Here is a 15191-nt window from a genome sequence, read left to right on the forward strand (position 1 = left end):
ACCGGTTCCGGCCATCCTCCCGAAGAAGTCGTTGCGCACCGCCTTGAATGTGGGAGGAAGTTTGCAGTGCCTCGACCGGCGATTTCCATTCTAACCGATATCATCGTTTATGTCGAGAAGGCCTTTTTGCAGGGGCTGGAACGACCGCCCGGCGACAGCCGGTCGACGTTGCCGCGCCTGACGCGGCGCGGCTTTACCGGAAAGGCGCAGATCATGCGCATGAATGAAGAGGGGCCGCGCGGCGGTCCCATGGTCTGGTTGATGGCGGTGCTTGTCGTCGCCCTCGCGGCCAAGGTGGACACCACCGCGGCCGACATCACGGTGCTCGCCATAGGCGCGTACGCGATGGCCAGCCATAACCGCGGCTAGCGGTCCCGGTCTGCGGCGTGGTCTCCCACGCCGCAGACTTTTCTTCGGTTGCCGTTCGTGGGGCCGGCGTTCGCGAGACTCACGTGGCAAGAATGCTCAGCCCGGCGACAGTGTATAGTTTACCTATTAAGCATACACTTAGATTGTTTTAGTGTTTTACGCTTTTGGTGCGACGTTTCGGCTTTCTGCCCATCGTCTCGTTCTGCGGTCGGTTCCATGCCGTGGTCCTAGTCGCACCTCCATCGACGTTCACGACAGTGATGATCACCATTCCTCCCCTTCCTCGTCGATGGGCTTCCACGTCTCGGTGTCCAGGTCGAGCCTGGAGAACTCGGCGTCCAGTCTGAGCCGTTCGAGTTTGTTGTCGGCCCGCCGGTCCACGGCCTGGCGCCGCTTGTATTCCAGCGCCTTCTCCGGTGTCATGCAGACCAGGCGGCGGCGTCCGGCGTAGACGACGCGGAGCGTCTCGCACATGCCCTTCTCCTCGAGGCGCTTCGCGGCCCTGCGGCGGCTGCACACCTCGCTCTGCGCCATGCCTGGCCTTTTGACCAGCACGCCGACGTCGTGCGGTCTGGCTGCGTCTGCGGTGAGCTCGTCGAGCAGCTGCCGCTCGACCCTTCCGTATCCGAGGCTCATGTCCGCTCCTTTTCAAAGTGTTAACTCTATTATAGAGTATACACTTATGTTTTTCAAATCCTTCCGACGCCCGTGTCCTCCATCGGCATATGTCTTCCTCGGCGGATGCCGTCCACCGACGAGGACTGGTAGACACCGTGCACCGTCACACCTATCGGCGTGCGGTTGGATTGATGTGGTGTCCGGTAACGACATTGTTCCGGTGCCTCGTCGGAAGGCTCGCTCTTCCGTGAGACGACGGGACGGGCTCTTCCCCATGGACTGGCGAATAGTTTCGTCAAAAGGAAAGGGAAAAACGAAATGGGATACAAGGCATTCCCCTATCGCATCATGGCGTGGATCTGTGACCACCAGTACCAGCGGTTGAGAGATGAGAGCCGGGCGCATGGCTATCAGGTCGCCGTCGTGTTGCGCTGGTTGCTTCTTCCTCAAGCGTCATCGTGTCTTTATCCGGGAAGTCTTGATGGGGCGGATGGGATGATGCGTCGACCATTTCCCTCCGGAACAGTCGGTGGTGAGTTGAGACCTGCGGGCACGCGCCATGGTATCCGTTTATCGGATGCCGAATACGAGGTGATTACCCGTGCCGCGATGATGAGGGGCGTCACCCGCGCCACATACGTGTCGGAGATCCTCGCGGAGCAATTCGACCTCGCCGAGCGTCTCGGGTGGCCGTTACCGGAAGATATTACGAACGTGTCAGTAGACGCCGACGCTAGGCAGATGCTCCATGAGCTGGAAGAGGACGCTTCCGTTCACCGATGACGCAGGATGGCATGGAGACAGGCGCAATCCTAATCAACGGGATAGGCGGAAGGCCGGCACGAAGCCGGACTCGGAAAGCGTCACCGTGGGGTAGCAAGTTATACGGTTTGTGCGTACAAACCGAAACCATTCCCCACTGCGCCTACGGCGGTGGACATGGACCCGAGTGCCGCAGGCTTTAGAAGAAGGAACGGTGCTTTGCAAGATTGCCGGACGAAGTGGTGGAAGGAGATGATGGGTCATTGACGGCTAAAAACCAACAATATAGGACAGGGATCACCCGTAGCAGACGGATTTTCGTGCGTGTATCTGACCAAGAGTTCGATGAGATTCGTTCGGCCGCGGAAACGAGAGGTATCAGTGTCTCACGTTATCTGATTGAGTCTTGCGAAGTCGCTGCCAATCTCGAATCGGTCCGGAGAAAGTACGAAACCGAACCGGTCGTGAAAGAACTTGAAGCAATCAGGACTGAGATTTGGCATATCGGGCACAACATCAACCAGATAGCGCGCAATACGAATCGGGAGATGGCCGCCGATGAAAGAGACGAATATTCGGCCGTCATAGCAGTGCGGAACTGCGCGTTGCTGCTTGCAGAGGTACGCGAAATCATCAATGGTTTTCGTTGGACTGATACCAAATGATATAATGAACTGGAATCTTCACTCTCGTCCAGTGAATTTTCTCGTTGTTTATTTTGTATCCGGCCGGTAGGGATTTTCATAACCCAATCTCTACCGGCTTTTCTGCATTTTGATATCTGTTGTGTTTGTTCTGAAAAGTGTTGTCGACACAGTTCATTGTCGCCTCGGTTACCAGGTAGGAGCAGCCACTCCCCTACTTGGTCGATGGATGATGAATTTCAATATAAGAAGAAACCTTGCGGGGATGCCGCCACTCAATTTTGGAAATTTGTAGACGTTGTGCACCATGAAGGGAATTAACATGCCGGACGATGAGAAGCATGATTCCAAAGATTAGCCGCGGTTCGAATCCTGCAGGATTGGTGAAGTACCTGTTCGGCAAAGGTCGCCATAACGAGCACGCCAACCAGCACCTCATCGCCTGCAGTACTGATCTGCTCGACTCATTCGATTTCGACGGGCGCCTCATCGAGGCGTACGCGAGAATCGGAACACGGTTCGACCGACGATACCATGACAGGGAACTTAGGGACGACCCATTCCCCCGCGACCGCCGAGGCAGACATAATCCCGACAAAGAGCATGGCAAGGATCGTATCTGGCATTGTTCGTTGTCCATCAAGGCAGGTCAAGGTATTCTCACCGACGAGCAATGGGACTCGATCGTCCGCGACTATCTGGAACGTATGAACATCCTGCCTGCCGGCGACATGTCCAAGGTGACTTGGCTCGCGGTACGCCATGGACTGAGCCGGAACGGCAACGACCACGTGCATGTGATGGTGCAGCTCGCAATGGACGACGGATGGCTCAACACATTCAACGACATGAAGAATGCGCAGCGATCATGCCGCGAGATGGAACGGGAACATCCCGAACTGATTGAACTCGACCGGTCGACCACGGCAAACCACGTCAGATACCGGTATGCCGAATGGCGTCGTTGGGCGGAATGGAAAGCTCGGAACGAATATGATGGGGCACTCCCCTGGCCGACGCTCAGCAGGGACGAACACACCCGCAGGATCGCCGCAGTAGCTGCCGAAACGATGCCGAAACAACACGTGGGACTCATCGTGGAGGCATGCGCGAAAGCGTCAAGGAGCGAAGACGAATTCATCCGCCGCGTCCGACGCGAAGGATTCAACATCGACCCGCATCTACGTAAAGGAGTGTCCAAGGACTCATTCAAATCACCAAGCCAAGTGGTCGGATACCAAATCACCTGGCGCAGTGCGGACGGTTGGACTGAACGATTCAACGCAATCGACATCGGTTCGGACATGAGACTACGGGAATTGCGAAACGCTTGGATTCATGATGAGAGAAGCGAAGCCCTTGCCGTCCAGGAGTGGCGAGCAAGCATGGAAAACAGACCACCGTTCCTTTCCGATGGCATGGAACGGCAGATTGCGAATTTATCCACGTATGATATGGAAAAACTGATCAACGAAGCATTCCACATCGCCATAAACGTACGACGCGCAAACGAGAACCCGGATGACTATGACCAAGCGCTATGCGAGGGACTGCGCGTATTCGACAGATTGTTCGAACGTTACGGAATCGGAAATGCTCCCACGGATAGAAACGATATGGACGGCAACGTGGTCGAATTATTGTCACAGCCGTCGAGTGCCAGAATAGACCACCTGTCATCGCATTGAATATAAGTTGAAAGCTTCATTGACTGCAACAGCGGAATAGATAAAACAGATAACACTGACGTTCGGGGTACGGGACGCTCGCACAGATTGTTGATTTGACAGCGAATCGATTCCTGGCACTCGATCATGAATAAGGATTTGATCAGATTATCCGATTAAACTATATAAAATCTAATAAAGACTTATATAATCCTTATATAAGCATTAAATAAGAATTATATATTCATCTATTGAAATACTGGTCTCATGCGAAGTAATCAGGGAACGATTTCCCGTTTTCATTCATTGGAACGTATCCGCTGATGGCAGTGATTCATTAATGCTTTTGTTTGACTTCCGTCTATAAGAATTGACATGAATCATAAAAAAGCCTAGGGGAGAGGTGCGCAAGTTTGGCGCGTCCGATGAGGTCTCCTATGGCCGAGTCGGGAAACTGATCCGCAAAATGCCAGGACTTGCTCCTCTTCTTAATTTAAGACACGGTTGCTGATGTCCGCTGAATCTAGTGTGACCCTACGGCACATAAGTATTACCGAACGATTGGATGGCATTCACACGGCACTATAAGTGTTGCTCGCATTTGCGATACAACGCTTAAAGGATTGTCTGAAGGTCTATAGCGAAATATAAGATTAATATAAGACTTATATAAGTATTTATGATATATTATATAATGATTATATAAAACTATGGAGGTCATCATGATTGTGGCTGTAGTGAATATCAAGGGAGGTGTTGGCAAGACCACCACGGCCATCGCCCTCGCCACCCTTGCCGCACGGAAAGGGCACGAAGTCGTGGTGCTCGATGCCGATGAGCAATCCAGTGCGAGCCTATGGGCTTGGAATGCAGAGCAGAACGGCAAGCCGCTGCCGTTCTCGGTGGAAAGCGCCAACATCGCCACCCTACGCAGACTGAAGCCCGACGATCCGCGCCTCGTCATCATTGACACCCCGCCGACAGGCAAGATCACCGACGAAGCGACCTCCGTCTCGGACTTCGTGATCGTACCGACCAGTCCCAACAGCATTGACCTGCAGCAGACTTCGGCAGTGGCTGACAATCTCGAGGAAGTCGGCAAGCAATATGCAGTGTTGATAGTCCGTGCCGAGCCGCACACCATCGCGCTCAAAAGCGCGCAGGAATACTTCAGGGAGAAGGACAGCAGCGTGTTCGACGCTGTGATTCCTAAGAGGGCCGACTTGGGCAACGTGTACGGTCAGCCATTCGGCAGCAACCTATATGGCTACGAAGACGTCTACAAGGAACTCGAGGAGGCAACCAACTGATGGCGATTAAACCAATCAGGGCGAACAGGCCGGATGAGCCGACCGGCAGACTTATGGACCTGCAGGACACCAAGCACAAAGGCGACAGCGAAGGCAATGATAAGACCATGATGAGTTTCATGATCCCTGTCGACCTAAAAAAGGAACTTAAGGAACGCGCTGCGCGTCTTGGCACCAGCGCCTCGCGTCTCATCGTGGATGGAGTTCGACTGAGACTTAAGCAGGATGACTGACGCCAATCAATGATTTTTATATAAGTATTATATAGGTCCTATATGAATTTCATATAGGACCTATATATTTTAGCTCTTTTATGCGATACGCTTAGCTGGGATATCAATGTGGATTTAAGCATTGTTGTCTCTTGATGAAAAATGCGCAAACGGATGACGTCTCATCGGAGAATAAGGAACCATATCGTGTCATGTAGTACGCTAACGCAAATGAGGCAGACGGGATTAGTTCGGATCCATCGTTGGTAATTGAACATGGCGTTGGATAACCACCATGATTTGTGTCTGACGTGTAGTGCGGTGCTGGAATGGAATCTACTTTAAACTGATAGTGGGCGGGGGAGTGGTCCCTAAGGAAGACTCCGTTGAGACTGGATGGAAAGCGGCGTGGCATGGCGTGATAGACGAGGATAGCTATCCCCAGTGCTGCCCCTTATCATTGCGACGTTTATTTATAGAAGCAGTGGCAGACGTTTTTTGACACAGGGGAGTGACGATATAGGCGGCAATGATTTTCCAGTGCAGGGTCCACGCAAAAAGGACTATATAAAAGCAATATATCAACTATATTGATTTTATATAAATTCTATATAATAACTATATATAGTGATAAATGATGGTTTAGCATCTTGCGCTAAACCTGTTTCTCTCCTTCCAAAAACGGAAGGTGCCTCTTACGGCCGATCAGTTATGGTATTTGACCATCGACCTAAAAATTGCGGCTAATGCTATTTTTGCGTATTTCTGATGGCATGCAGTAAATTTGGTTAACGCGAATATGCCGCGGAACGCTTACACATTCAGATGTTATCCCTGATAGATTCTGGACAACGGAACGAAGTATGTCCCCGTATGGCTATACTAGGAGTCGCTAGGGGAGCGATTCCGCTGAGACCTTTGGGACCCTTTGAACCTGTGAGTTAATGCTCGCGTAGGGAAGCAAGACCGTGTTTACCGGTCTCCTAGCTAACAATGATGAAAGGGAGGCCGATAAATGGCACATGCAAAATTCGATGGATACGCTGCTGACTATGACAGCTGGTTCATGACTAACGAGAACGTTTTCCTCAGCGAGTTGAAGCTGCTCAAGGCTTCGTTGGATTTAACCGACGGGGGACGGATGCTATCAGTTGGTTGCGGATCCGGTTTGTTCGAGAAATCACTGCAAGACGAGTATGGCATCACTGTTTCCGAGGGCATTGAACCGTCTGAGGATATGGCTGCCATTGCGCGCAAACGTGGCATGGATGTGCAGATAGCCACCGCAGAGACGGCGGATCTACCAGAGGAATCATATGACGTGATCTACTTCAATGGATCTTCAAGCTATATTCCCGATTTGAAAGTTGCTTACGGAAACGTGCTCAAGGCGTTGAAGAAAGGTGGCAGCCTCGTCCTGCTCGATGTTCCGAAAGAAAGCGCCTATGGTCTGCTCTATCTACTGGCAGGAAAACTTGACACCTACGATTCCCCGGAAACCGTTGATACGGCGCCTAAATGCCCATACCCGTTGGAACTCGTCCATGCCGCTCTCTGGCATACAACCGAAGAGAAAAGTAAGGTTCTGACCGATGAACTTGGATTGCATGACCTACGTTACAAGCAGACGCTTGTCGCTCATCCCGTTTACACGAACCGCATGGTGGAGGAGCCTATCGATGGCTACTATGCCGGCGGATATGTAGCGATTGTCGCTAAGAAGTGATTCCATACGCCGTTTCGCGGTCGACGCATAGGACATTCGACCGCGAAACGGCGTATAATCCTGTTGCTTGAACGGCGATGAAGGCTGTTGCGTGCTTTGAATCTGACATAAGAAAAATTATCGGCGTCTGATTCTTTACGTCGATTTCAGTATGCCGGCAATTGTTCTTAGATGTTCCCGAACAATCCTGACTAATAGACTTGCGAAGATTGTTCAATTGTTGTCATGCTCTTTTATTCCCGTCTATTCCATTTATCGTTTTCATTGCTATAAATGTTGCTTCACTTCTCCGTGCGACACTTATTGACATATTTCTATATGTTGTAGATAATAAATGTACAACACTTAGAGACGGAGAACGCCATGAGCAGAGGTCTTGGAAAGGTCGAGCGGGAGTTGTTGGATGAACTGGAGCGGACCGGCATGGTAACGGTCGCGCCACGTGAGCTTTCTGCAGCGGAAAAAGAGGCTCGCCGACGAGCCGCACGGAGTCTTGACCGCAAGGGTCTGGCCGCAGTGCGTCAGAACCGCGGCACCAACTTGTTGCTTACCATGCGCAAAGCTGTCGACTGGGATGTCAGACATGGGGAACGTGCCTTGGAGAAGGCGCAGGAGAAAGAGAACGAAGCCCGCAAGGAAGGCTGGAATGCGTGGCGCGCAGTACGCGTGGCAGACCCATCTAGTCGTCTTGACATTACTAAAGAACGGCAGAAGAACGGTCCCGAATTGCGTATTACCGTCAAAAGCATCCGTGGAGGCGTTGACCGAATCGACATGCTCCTCAACGACCTCGAATCTCAGCTTGGTTCAATCTGGCAGTTTAGTCTCCCCACTGAGAACAAGGATGGCAGCGTTACTTTCTGCGCCACCATTGTTGAAAAGCCCAGAGCCTACTGACTAGCCGCATGAATCAATACAAGTATTTAAGTATGCGACCGTTTATGAGACAACACTTAGTACGCTAATCTTTGAATTTGCTCGCTCGAAAAATACTTGACAACCTCAACGTCAATATCATTCCCCATATACTTAAGATTGAAAAATCAAATCATCGAAAAGCAGATCTGACAAGGACCCTGATTATGGAAGATGCAATCGTCGTGCCGCTGAAACCAATCAGTCGTGAACTGAGTGGTCAGATGGATACGGAAACCATGCTGCTCATGCTTTTAAATCAGGATGCCATGCTTATTCAGTACCAGCCATCTTCAACAACACAACATCAATCTTCAAACGGCACCAACCTTGTCGCCCAGTCTGCAGGCTCATTTGCCAAAGCAGTGAGTCTGGCTACTCAGCAAATAGGCCACGTTGCTTCAGATAGTGGACTGTATCGAGTGATACTACCGGCTGGGTTCACTGTGAAGGATTTAGTCCCTGCCGTGGGTGGAGGCTTCCGGGGGATCACGCGTGCCACTGGGTCCTCCGCCATTGCGAGTCATGTGCGACTAATTCCCGCAACCGGAGCTGCCGTGGCGGCAGGACCAATGATCGCTACTGTAGCCTTGGCCATGGCGGGTGACATGTTGTCCTCTTATCAAACAAACAAAAAACTTGACGCTATCTATAAATCAGTCAAGTCTCTGCAAGAACGCAGGGACGCAGAAGATCGAGCCATCCTTATCAACGCCGCTCAACAAGCGCGAAAAGTGACGGGATATCTGCTAGATCAAGCGTGTATTCCAAGCATGTCCACGGCACCTTATGCTTTTGGCAAGTTAGAAGAACTCTTCGTGCTTTATGGAGAACGTCTTGATAAGTGGTCGGACATTGCGGAACACTATTCCAAGCAGTCGCATGTTAATAGCTCGGATTTATTGAAAGAGCTCACTAACTCCAGCGAAAATTCTCTATACGATTTCGAGTGTGCAGTAGAACAGACCTACCAGACGTTTGCCCTGCGCGCCAGAATCATCCTTCTGGAAAAAGTTGCCGCGGAACAGAACAATGCGAGTCGTTCACTCGCTCATGTAGAGACTATTTTGCGAAGCGAGTTGGATTCTATTGCCCAACGACAGGAACAACTTGTTCACACCTTGGAAAGCCTTAGTTTTCTTCCGGTAGGAGCGGCAAAATTCCCCGTCGAAATGAGTGGAAAGAAAACGAGTGCCTTGCGTTCTAGCTTCTTTAAGCTGACTTGTGCCTTACATTCACAACCGGCAGCATTACCAGTACTGGATAATTCCGATCACGCCATACTTGAACTTGCTCCCAACAAACAAGGGCTGGAAATTATCAACCCTCAGAAATCGGAATAATCGAAAAAGAAATATTTGCTCATTTTAAGATTACAAATGGGCTGCGGACGTTTTCTTGGAGATGGTCACGCAGCCATTCCTTGGCTTTGACGGTATTGTACCGGACTCATCCAACCGAGCGACCGTTTGATGCGCTCGTGGTTGTACCAGCGGATGTAATCGTCGATCAGGATGAGCACCTCGTCGCGTGTGCGTTTCTCCCAATGCTCGGGATAGACGGATTCCGTCTTCATTCGACCGAAGAACCCCTCCGCGGCGGCGTTGTCCGGGGAACAGCCCTTCGCGCTCATTGACCGCGTCAACCCGAAGCGTTCCATGAGCCCGAGCCATCCGGGCCACCGGTAATGGCATCCACGGTCGGAATGCACCAGGGGACGCGCGTTCCCCGGCAGCGTCGAGGCCGCTTTCTCCAGCATCCGGTTGGCCAGCTCCGCGTTGGGGCTGAAGCCGGCGGTGTATGCGACGATCTTGCCATCGAAGCAGTCGATCATCGGCGAAAGGTACACCTTCCCGTCCCTGGCCTTGATCTCGCTGATGTCCGTCAGCCACTTCTCGTTCGGACGCTCGGCCGTGAAGTCCCGGTCGACGAGATTGGCGGGAGCCGGCGTCGTCTCGCCCTCGTAGGAACTATACCTGCGTCGCTTGGGCACATGCGCCACGAGCCCTTCCTCCGCCATGATCCTGCGGACCACCTTCTCCGATACGCCGGTCTTGAGCACCGCCTTGATCCTGCGGTACCCGTACCTGCCCTTGGAATCGGCGAACGCCCCGGCCACCTCTGCCCTGAGTCCGGCGTACTTGTCAACGCCGAGCCGGGCGTGGTGGTAGTGGTAGCTGCTGGGCGCGATGGCGAGCAAGCATGTCATCGACCTGAGCGAATACGCCGGCCTCAACCGGTCGATCAGCAGCGTCTTCTCCCTGTTCGACAGGCGCCGCAGGTCGGCGCCGGGGTCTTTTTTTACGACCTCCACCACCTCCCGCATCAACGCGTTCTCCAGCTCCAGTTCCTCGACCCTGCGGCGCAAAGCCTCCGCGTCATCATCATCGGCTGCGGACGGCCGGCGACGGGAGTCAGCGGGCTTATTGCCCTGCGCGGAGTTCCTGTTTTTGGGCTGTAACGCGGCCATGCCGCCCTTGCGGTACGCCCTGACCCAGCCATGCACCGCGCCGACGCTCACGCCGAGCTGTTTGGCGGCCTGCTTCTGCTGCATGCCGCCCAGCACCAGCTCGACTGCCCTTCGCCTGGTCTCCAGTGGGATGATGGGTTTGGCCATATGGCCAGCATACCGGGAATCCATCGCCAGCCAACGCTCCAGACACTGCCTGGTCGGATAACCCAGATGCTCCACCACCTGGGCCGTCGTCATCGGCGTGGTGAAATACAACTCCACCGCACGCTCTCGTTCCTCAAGACTGAACATACGAAAATCTTTCCGTTCGGTCTCCAAGAAAACGTCCGCAGCCCCAACTATCTAAGCCAGCATTTACTCAATCTTGAAGGGGTCTCATCTCCCAATGAACTCCGCATTCCAGGAAACTTATTCATATGGGCTACGATGAACAATGCTGATCAGGGAGTCATGTTCATGGATTCCGCCTTCAAGAGGAGATGGGATTTTGAATATGAGACTATCTCCCTGTCACTGAACGAAAAACTCAAAACGTCTCAGATCATCTATAACAACGAAACGCATAGTCTGCTTCAGATTCTATCCTCCGTGAACAATAAGCTTCGGGAAAAACGCCCACCTGTTCCAGAGGATCGTCTTATCGGGCAGTTCTTCCTCCCTGAGGAAGCGTTGCGCAGCGAGGCTGGTATTCGAGGCGCTTTCAAGAAGGTGCTTATTTACCTTTGGGATGATGTGCTACGAAATGATCGAAATGAGTTTTTTGATGCGAACGTGGACTCGTTATCGTATCTGTTTGCCAATTATCAAACCAAGGATGTGTTGGACATCGAGGAGTCGCTTAAAAAGACGCTATCTGAGGAAGCTCAGCCAGAAGACCACAGTGAACCTGACACGAACGAATTTGAGGAAAACGACGGACAAGACGCATGAACCTCTACACGCTCATTGACGGACGCCACTACACTGATGAAGAAACATGGAATCTTCTGGACAGAGTCCGAAAGGTCCAACCTTCCTTAGTTTCCTCTAAGGAAAGGTGGATTTCCATTTCCTTCGTCGGCATAGTAGCCTTCGCCGATTGTGTCATATTTTGTTTCCCTAAAAAACTGTTCGCTTCGCCCTCCAATATTTCTGACGAAGATACTGAACAGTTAATATCACTTGTAACAAAGTCACTTATTCGTTTCAGAGACGATTATCCGCATTCTCCTGAAGACGCAGGCTTCCTATATTCGGCAGATAGGCGAACAAGTACTCCGCTTCTCACCGCCATGGAGTTAATTCAAGATTACGAAGTCAACGGCCCAATCAGGCGTTTCCTAACCCAATATTCCCAAAACCAATCAGGACGTATCGCATGGAATAGAACCATCCAAAGAAGCGATCCCATATTCACGGAATCCTCCGTATTCTATCCATTGCCGGTCATCGCACGTAGAATCGACGACGACGACTCGCCTCTAACCATATTGCACAAAGCTTGTGTACAAGATTGCTACAAACGTTGGGGCTGGTTGATTGACCCAGAGCGATATCACGTCAATTTCCGACAGCACGAACGCGGATGGCTCCCATGCACGCAGGAGACGGCATTGACATTTCTATCAAGGGAAAAATGGACTGTCTTCTCTGACCGAGAAATGCATGTTATTGACCTTCTGATGCAATATATCAGTTCGACCATCCGGAATGATTCTAAAAACGACGTATCGTTCTTCGGAACAAAAACCTATTGGCGCGTCTGGGAAGCCACCTGCAAGCATATTTTCCATGACGATCAGTACATTTACGACAACCTACTTCCGCAACCGCGGTGGAAGCTACCGAATCTCAAGCCAGACACAAGTCAACGTCCAGATGTTCTGTTCGTAACGAACGATACATTATATATCCTAGATGCCAAATACTATGACTATCGGCACAACATGCCCGGCGGTCCAGACATCATCAAACAGTATTATTACGAGGATACTCTCCGATCAGTTCTTTGCAAAAGAAAAGGCAACGACAAGTATTCACGTATCAAAGGAACGACTAACGCTTTCATTTTCCCAGAGGCACCCAAAAATGAAGACACTGTCAAATTCCATTTCATTGCCGACGCATACATTGAACGTCTCCCAGATTGGAGAGCGATACCTGCTTTTGCGCTCGATATAAAGAAAGCGCTCTCCTTGTACGTAAACAATACGAGCACCAATCAGATTGCCCAGTTTTGGTGCGATTTACTTAGTGAGAAAGGCAGTTACTCTTTCTCCAGAGAGCTAATTTCTCCAATTTCCACAACAAAGATTGCTAAAATTGAGGAATCTGTGAATCTCAATACGGGCGAGGAGACTCGATGATTACCGCTGACGATTACAAAGAGACAATTAAAGAGATGCGCAAAGACCACTTTCCATCTCCTTTCGACATCGCCTACAATTCGTTCATGGAACTCGGATTCGACAAGATGGGAAAGTCATACTTCAAGGAACACGCCAGTGACTTCGTAGGTCAAATGCGTACGCAATGTTGGAAGGATTTCCAAGTATGCGAAAAGAAATTCACTGTCAAAGCACTATCATCCCTTATCGATCCCATGTCTTTCAAAGGAATGGAAGCTGTCGATGCGATCAAGAAGTTCGTGTCTGACTACCCGCAGCACATCTACGAATTGACTCTCTCCAACACTCAGTCGCGCAGGTCACGAGCTGGTAAAGAGTTCGAAGCCATTATAGAGATGATGCTAATTGGGGCAAGTATTCCGACCGACTCCCAAGGCAACGTTGGCAAGCAATTTTTTGCCCAGCATCACCTTGGCAAACTGGTGGATTTTGTGACACCGGGGGCAATTCAATACTCGATAGATAAGCAACGTACCGTGCTGATTTCCGCAAAAACTACACTTCGTGAACGCTGGCAAGAGGTTCCTGAAGAAGTAACTAGGACCGGCGCACCTCGAATGTACTTAGCGACGCTCGACAGCGACATAACCGAAAACACCTTGAACGTACTATATGAAAGCAACATAACTATCGTGACCACGAAAGAGAACCGTTCGCACTACACCAATCCACGAGTCATGACCTTCGAAGAAATGATCACTGAAGCGTCCAACATTACCGAAAAATGGGAGGGATACTCCTATACCGACAAGCAACGAAGCGTTGTAGAGCAGTTTCTGCGCAAACAGATAGAGAAGCACAAGAACCATCCTATCGTCTGCGATTATTACAAGGCTCGCTTGGCCGAGTGCCTATAGTCATTGGCGGGGGGATAACGGGATATTCCGTTATCCCCCCGCCAAGCCGCATCATTCCTTGCTAGCATCAAGCACCTTGAGTAGTTGCTTTGCTACGGCATTCACGACAGGTACAGCAACGGAGTTGCCAAACTGTTTGTATGCTTGTGTATCTGAAACGGGGATGATGAACTCTGGAGGGAAACCCTGCAGTCTAGATGCCTCACGCGGTGTCAGTTTACGTGGGTTCTTCCCATCCTGCCTAATGAGAATCTCTGAACCATCTTTGTAGTAGCGTGCACTAATGGTGTTCGCATAGGGACTGTCCTCATCAAATAAGCCGTAGCCGAAGCCCTTACCTGCCTTCTTATTCTCCTGCTTGCGACGTTGATGACCCGCCCACAACGCGTCCGAGATTGTATACTTGTCATCTACGTTTTTTTCAAGGATGTCACCGAGCCTTGTAGGAATACAAGGCGGTTCAGGGTATTTGAAGTCAGCCCAGTTTGGCACCTGTTCTTTGTCGAAACCGACGATATAGATTCGCTCCCTGTTCTGCGGCACTCCGAAGTCCTTCGCCGCTAGAACCTTTGCGTTTACCGCATAGCCGAGGCCCTCAAGAATGGACTTGATAGTTCTGAACGTGTTCCCATGGTCATGACCGACAAGGTTCTTCACATTCTCCAGCAAGAACGCCTTGGGCCTCTTTTCCTTTAGAATTCGAGCAATCTCAAAAAACATAGTTCCTCGAGCGTCCTCGAATCCTTTCTTAAGGCCTGCCTGAGAGAAGGCTTGACAGGGAAAACCGCCAACGAGAATGTCGTGGTCAGGAATATCGCTCGCAGCAATCTGCGTAATATCGCCAGCTGGATATTCTCCAAAATTGGCATGATACGTTTTAGCACTGAATTTATTAATCTCAGATGAGAAGACAACCTTCACTCTGCCTGTCTCTTGGAACCCAAGCCTAGTACCGCCAATTCCGGCAAATAAGTCGATACTCCTATAGTCCGCCTCGTCAGGATTCTTAAATGGCGCATTCTCAGGGAATTCCATGATCTGTCTGAATTCTGGTTCAGTCGGTTTTGATTCGCCATTCTCCCAGCGGCGAATAGTACGGTCACCGTTCTTAGAAAGGCCTATTGCGTCAGCAAGTTCCTTCTGAGTCATATGCAACCGCTCACGTTTATCCTTAATCTGCTGTCCGTAATCAGTGTCGACCATCTCGTACTCCCGGTTATTTATAGGTCAATCTGTCCTCTTATTGACACA

15 protein-coding genes and 1 riboswitch are annotated in these 15191 nt (G+C 50.9%); of the genes, 12 read left to right on the forward strand and 3 right to left on the reverse strand.

Annotated features, from left to right (window positions below; all coding sequences use genetic code 11):
- Positions 1-66 precede the first annotated feature (66 nt).
- Positions 67-369, forward strand: a complete 303-nt coding sequence (locus BAD_RS06735) for a hypothetical protein (RefSeq protein WP_041777390.1) — start codon at positions 67-69, stop codon at positions 367-369.
- A 264-nt stretch (positions 370-633) separates the two neighbouring features.
- On the opposite strand, the gene BAD_RS06740 is transcribed toward BAD_RS06735, so the two are convergent.
- Complete coding sequence (locus tag BAD_RS06740; protein WP_041777391.1) at positions 634-1005, reverse strand: hypothetical protein; 372 nt, start codon at positions 1003-1005, stop codon at positions 634-636.
- A gap of 300 nt (positions 1006-1305) precedes the next feature.
- On the opposite strand from BAD_RS06740, the gene BAD_RS06745 reads away from it, so the two are divergent.
- The 8 genes from BAD_RS06745 (at position 1306) to BAD_RS06780 (ending at position 9566) form a co-directional block, all read left to right on the forward strand.
- On the forward strand, positions 1306-1770 hold the full coding sequence (locus BAD_RS06745; RefSeq protein ID WP_041777392.1) for a hypothetical protein: 465 nt from the start codon (positions 1306-1308) through the stop codon (positions 1768-1770).
- A gap of 206 nt (positions 1771-1976) precedes the next feature.
- Complete coding sequence (locus BAD_RS06750) at positions 1977-2414, forward strand: plasmid mobilization protein (RefSeq protein ID WP_011743592.1); 438 nt, start codon at positions 1977-1979, stop codon at positions 2412-2414.
- A gap of 320 nt (positions 2415-2734) precedes the next feature.
- Positions 2735-4081 carry a relaxase/mobilization nuclease domain-containing protein gene (locus BAD_RS06755; protein ID WP_041777393.1) on the forward strand — a complete coding sequence of 449 codons (1347 nt, stop codon included), beginning with the start codon at positions 2735-2737 and terminating at the stop codon, positions 4079-4081.
- Positions 4082-4782: 701 nt separating this feature from the next.
- Positions 4783-5370, forward strand: a complete 588-nt coding sequence (locus BAD_RS06760) for a ParA family protein (RefSeq protein ID WP_041777394.1) — start codon at positions 4783-4785, stop codon at positions 5368-5370.
- Positions 5370-5603 (forward strand): hypothetical protein, encoded by a 234-nt coding sequence (locus BAD_RS06765; RefSeq protein ID WP_050731463.1) that lies wholly within the window; start codon positions 5370-5372, stop codon positions 5601-5603. The genes BAD_RS06760 and BAD_RS06765 overlap by 1 nt, the downstream gene beginning before the upstream one ends.
- A gap of 863 nt (positions 5604-6466) precedes the next feature.
- A riboswitch (TPP riboswitch) is annotated at positions 6467-6558 on the forward strand.
- A gap of 39 nt (positions 6559-6597) precedes the next feature.
- Positions 6598-7308, forward strand: coding sequence for a class I SAM-dependent DNA methyltransferase (locus BAD_RS06770; protein ID WP_011743598.1), 711 nt, complete (start codon positions 6598-6600; stop codon positions 7306-7308).
- 363 nt (positions 7309-7671) lie between these two features.
- Positions 7672-8205 (forward strand): hypothetical protein, encoded by a 534-nt coding sequence (locus BAD_RS06775; RefSeq protein WP_011743599.1) that lies wholly within the window; start codon positions 7672-7674, stop codon positions 8203-8205.
- Positions 8206-8390: 185 nt separating this feature from the next.
- A complete protein-coding gene (locus BAD_RS06780) occupies positions 8391-9566 on the forward strand; it encodes a hypothetical protein (RefSeq protein ID WP_041777395.1) in 1176 nt (391 codons plus the stop codon).
- Positions 9567-9631: 65 nt separating this feature from the next.
- Here BAD_RS06780 and BAD_RS06785 read toward each other — a convergent pair whose 3' ends face one another.
- Positions 9632-10987 carry an IS3 family transposase gene (locus BAD_RS06785; protein WP_011743601.1) on the reverse strand — a complete coding sequence of 452 codons (1356 nt, stop codon included), beginning with the start codon at positions 10985-10987 and terminating at the stop codon, positions 9632-9634.
- Between the two features lie 135 nt (positions 10988-11122).
- On the opposite strand from BAD_RS06785, the gene BAD_RS06790 reads away from it, so the two are divergent.
- Genes BAD_RS06790 through BAD_RS06800 form a run of 3 tightly spaced genes read left to right on the forward strand, consistent with a single transcriptional unit; the run spans position 11123 to position 13940 of the window.
- Positions 11123-11626 (forward strand): hypothetical protein, encoded by a 504-nt coding sequence (locus BAD_RS06790; RefSeq protein ID WP_011743602.1) that lies wholly within the window; start codon positions 11123-11125, stop codon positions 11624-11626.
- A complete protein-coding gene (locus tag BAD_RS06795) occupies positions 11623-13041 on the forward strand; it encodes an LlaJI family restriction endonuclease (protein WP_011743603.1) in 1419 nt (472 codons plus the stop codon). Before BAD_RS06790 ends, BAD_RS06795 begins: the two co-directional genes overlap by 4 nt.
- Positions 13038-13940, forward strand: a complete 903-nt coding sequence (locus BAD_RS06800) for a type II restriction endonuclease (RefSeq protein WP_011743604.1) — start codon at positions 13038-13040, stop codon at positions 13938-13940. Before BAD_RS06795 ends, BAD_RS06800 begins: the two co-directional genes overlap by 4 nt.
- 51 nt (positions 13941-13991) lie before the next feature.
- Here BAD_RS06800 and dcm read toward each other — a convergent pair whose 3' ends face one another.
- Positions 13992-15143, reverse strand: a complete 1152-nt coding sequence (dcm, locus tag BAD_RS06805) for a DNA (cytosine-5-)-methyltransferase (protein ID WP_011743605.1) — start codon at positions 15141-15143, stop codon at positions 13992-13994.
- Positions 15144-15191: the final 48 nt, after the last annotated feature.

The sequence above is a fragment of the Bifidobacterium adolescentis ATCC 15703 genome (assembly GCF_000010425.1).
In the GTDB taxonomy this organism is placed as follows: domain Bacteria; phylum Actinomycetota; class Actinomycetes; order Actinomycetales; family Bifidobacteriaceae; genus Bifidobacterium; species Bifidobacterium adolescentis.

Coding starts and splice junctions, on each gene's coding strand:
- BAD_RS06755 (WP_041777393.1), top strand. CDS start 2,735: ATGATTCCAAAGATTAGCCGCGGTTCGAATCCTGCAGGATTGGTGAAG.
- BAD_RS06800 (WP_011743604.1), top strand. CDS start 13,038: ATGATTACCGCTGACGATTACAAAGAGACAATTAAAGAGATGCGCAAA.
- BAD_RS06785 (WP_011743601.1), bottom strand. CDS start 10,987: ATGTTCAGTCTTGAGGAACGAGAGCGTGCGGTGGAGTTGTATTTCACC.
- BAD_RS06790 (WP_011743602.1), top strand. CDS start 11,123: ATGAACAATGCTGATCAGGGAGTCATGTTCATGGATTCCGCCTTCAAG.
- dcm (WP_011743605.1), bottom strand. CDS start 15,143: ATGGTCGACACTGATTACGGACAGCAGATTAAGGATAAACGTGAGCGG.
- BAD_RS06740 (WP_041777391.1), bottom strand. CDS start 1,005: ATGAGCCTCGGATACGGAAGGGTCGAGCGGCAGCTGCTCGACGAGCTC.
- BAD_RS06745 (WP_041777392.1), top strand. CDS start 1,306: ATGGGATACAAGGCATTCCCCTATCGCATCATGGCGTGGATCTGTGAC.
- BAD_RS06770 (WP_011743598.1), top strand. CDS start 6,598: ATGGCACATGCAAAATTCGATGGATACGCTGCTGACTATGACAGCTGG.
- BAD_RS06775 (WP_011743599.1), top strand. CDS start 7,672: ATGAGCAGAGGTCTTGGAAAGGTCGAGCGGGAGTTGTTGGATGAACTG.
- BAD_RS06760 (WP_041777394.1), top strand. CDS start 4,783: ATGATTGTGGCTGTAGTGAATATCAAGGGAGGTGTTGGCAAGACCACC.
- BAD_RS06780 (WP_041777395.1), top strand. CDS start 8,391: ATGGAAGATGCAATCGTCGTGCCGCTGAAACCAATCAGTCGTGAACTG.
- BAD_RS06795 (WP_011743603.1), top strand. CDS start 11,623: ATGAACCTCTACACGCTCATTGACGGACGCCACTACACTGATGAAGAA.
- BAD_RS06765 (WP_050731463.1), top strand. CDS start 5,370: ATGGCGATTAAACCAATCAGGGCGAACAGGCCGGATGAGCCGACCGGC.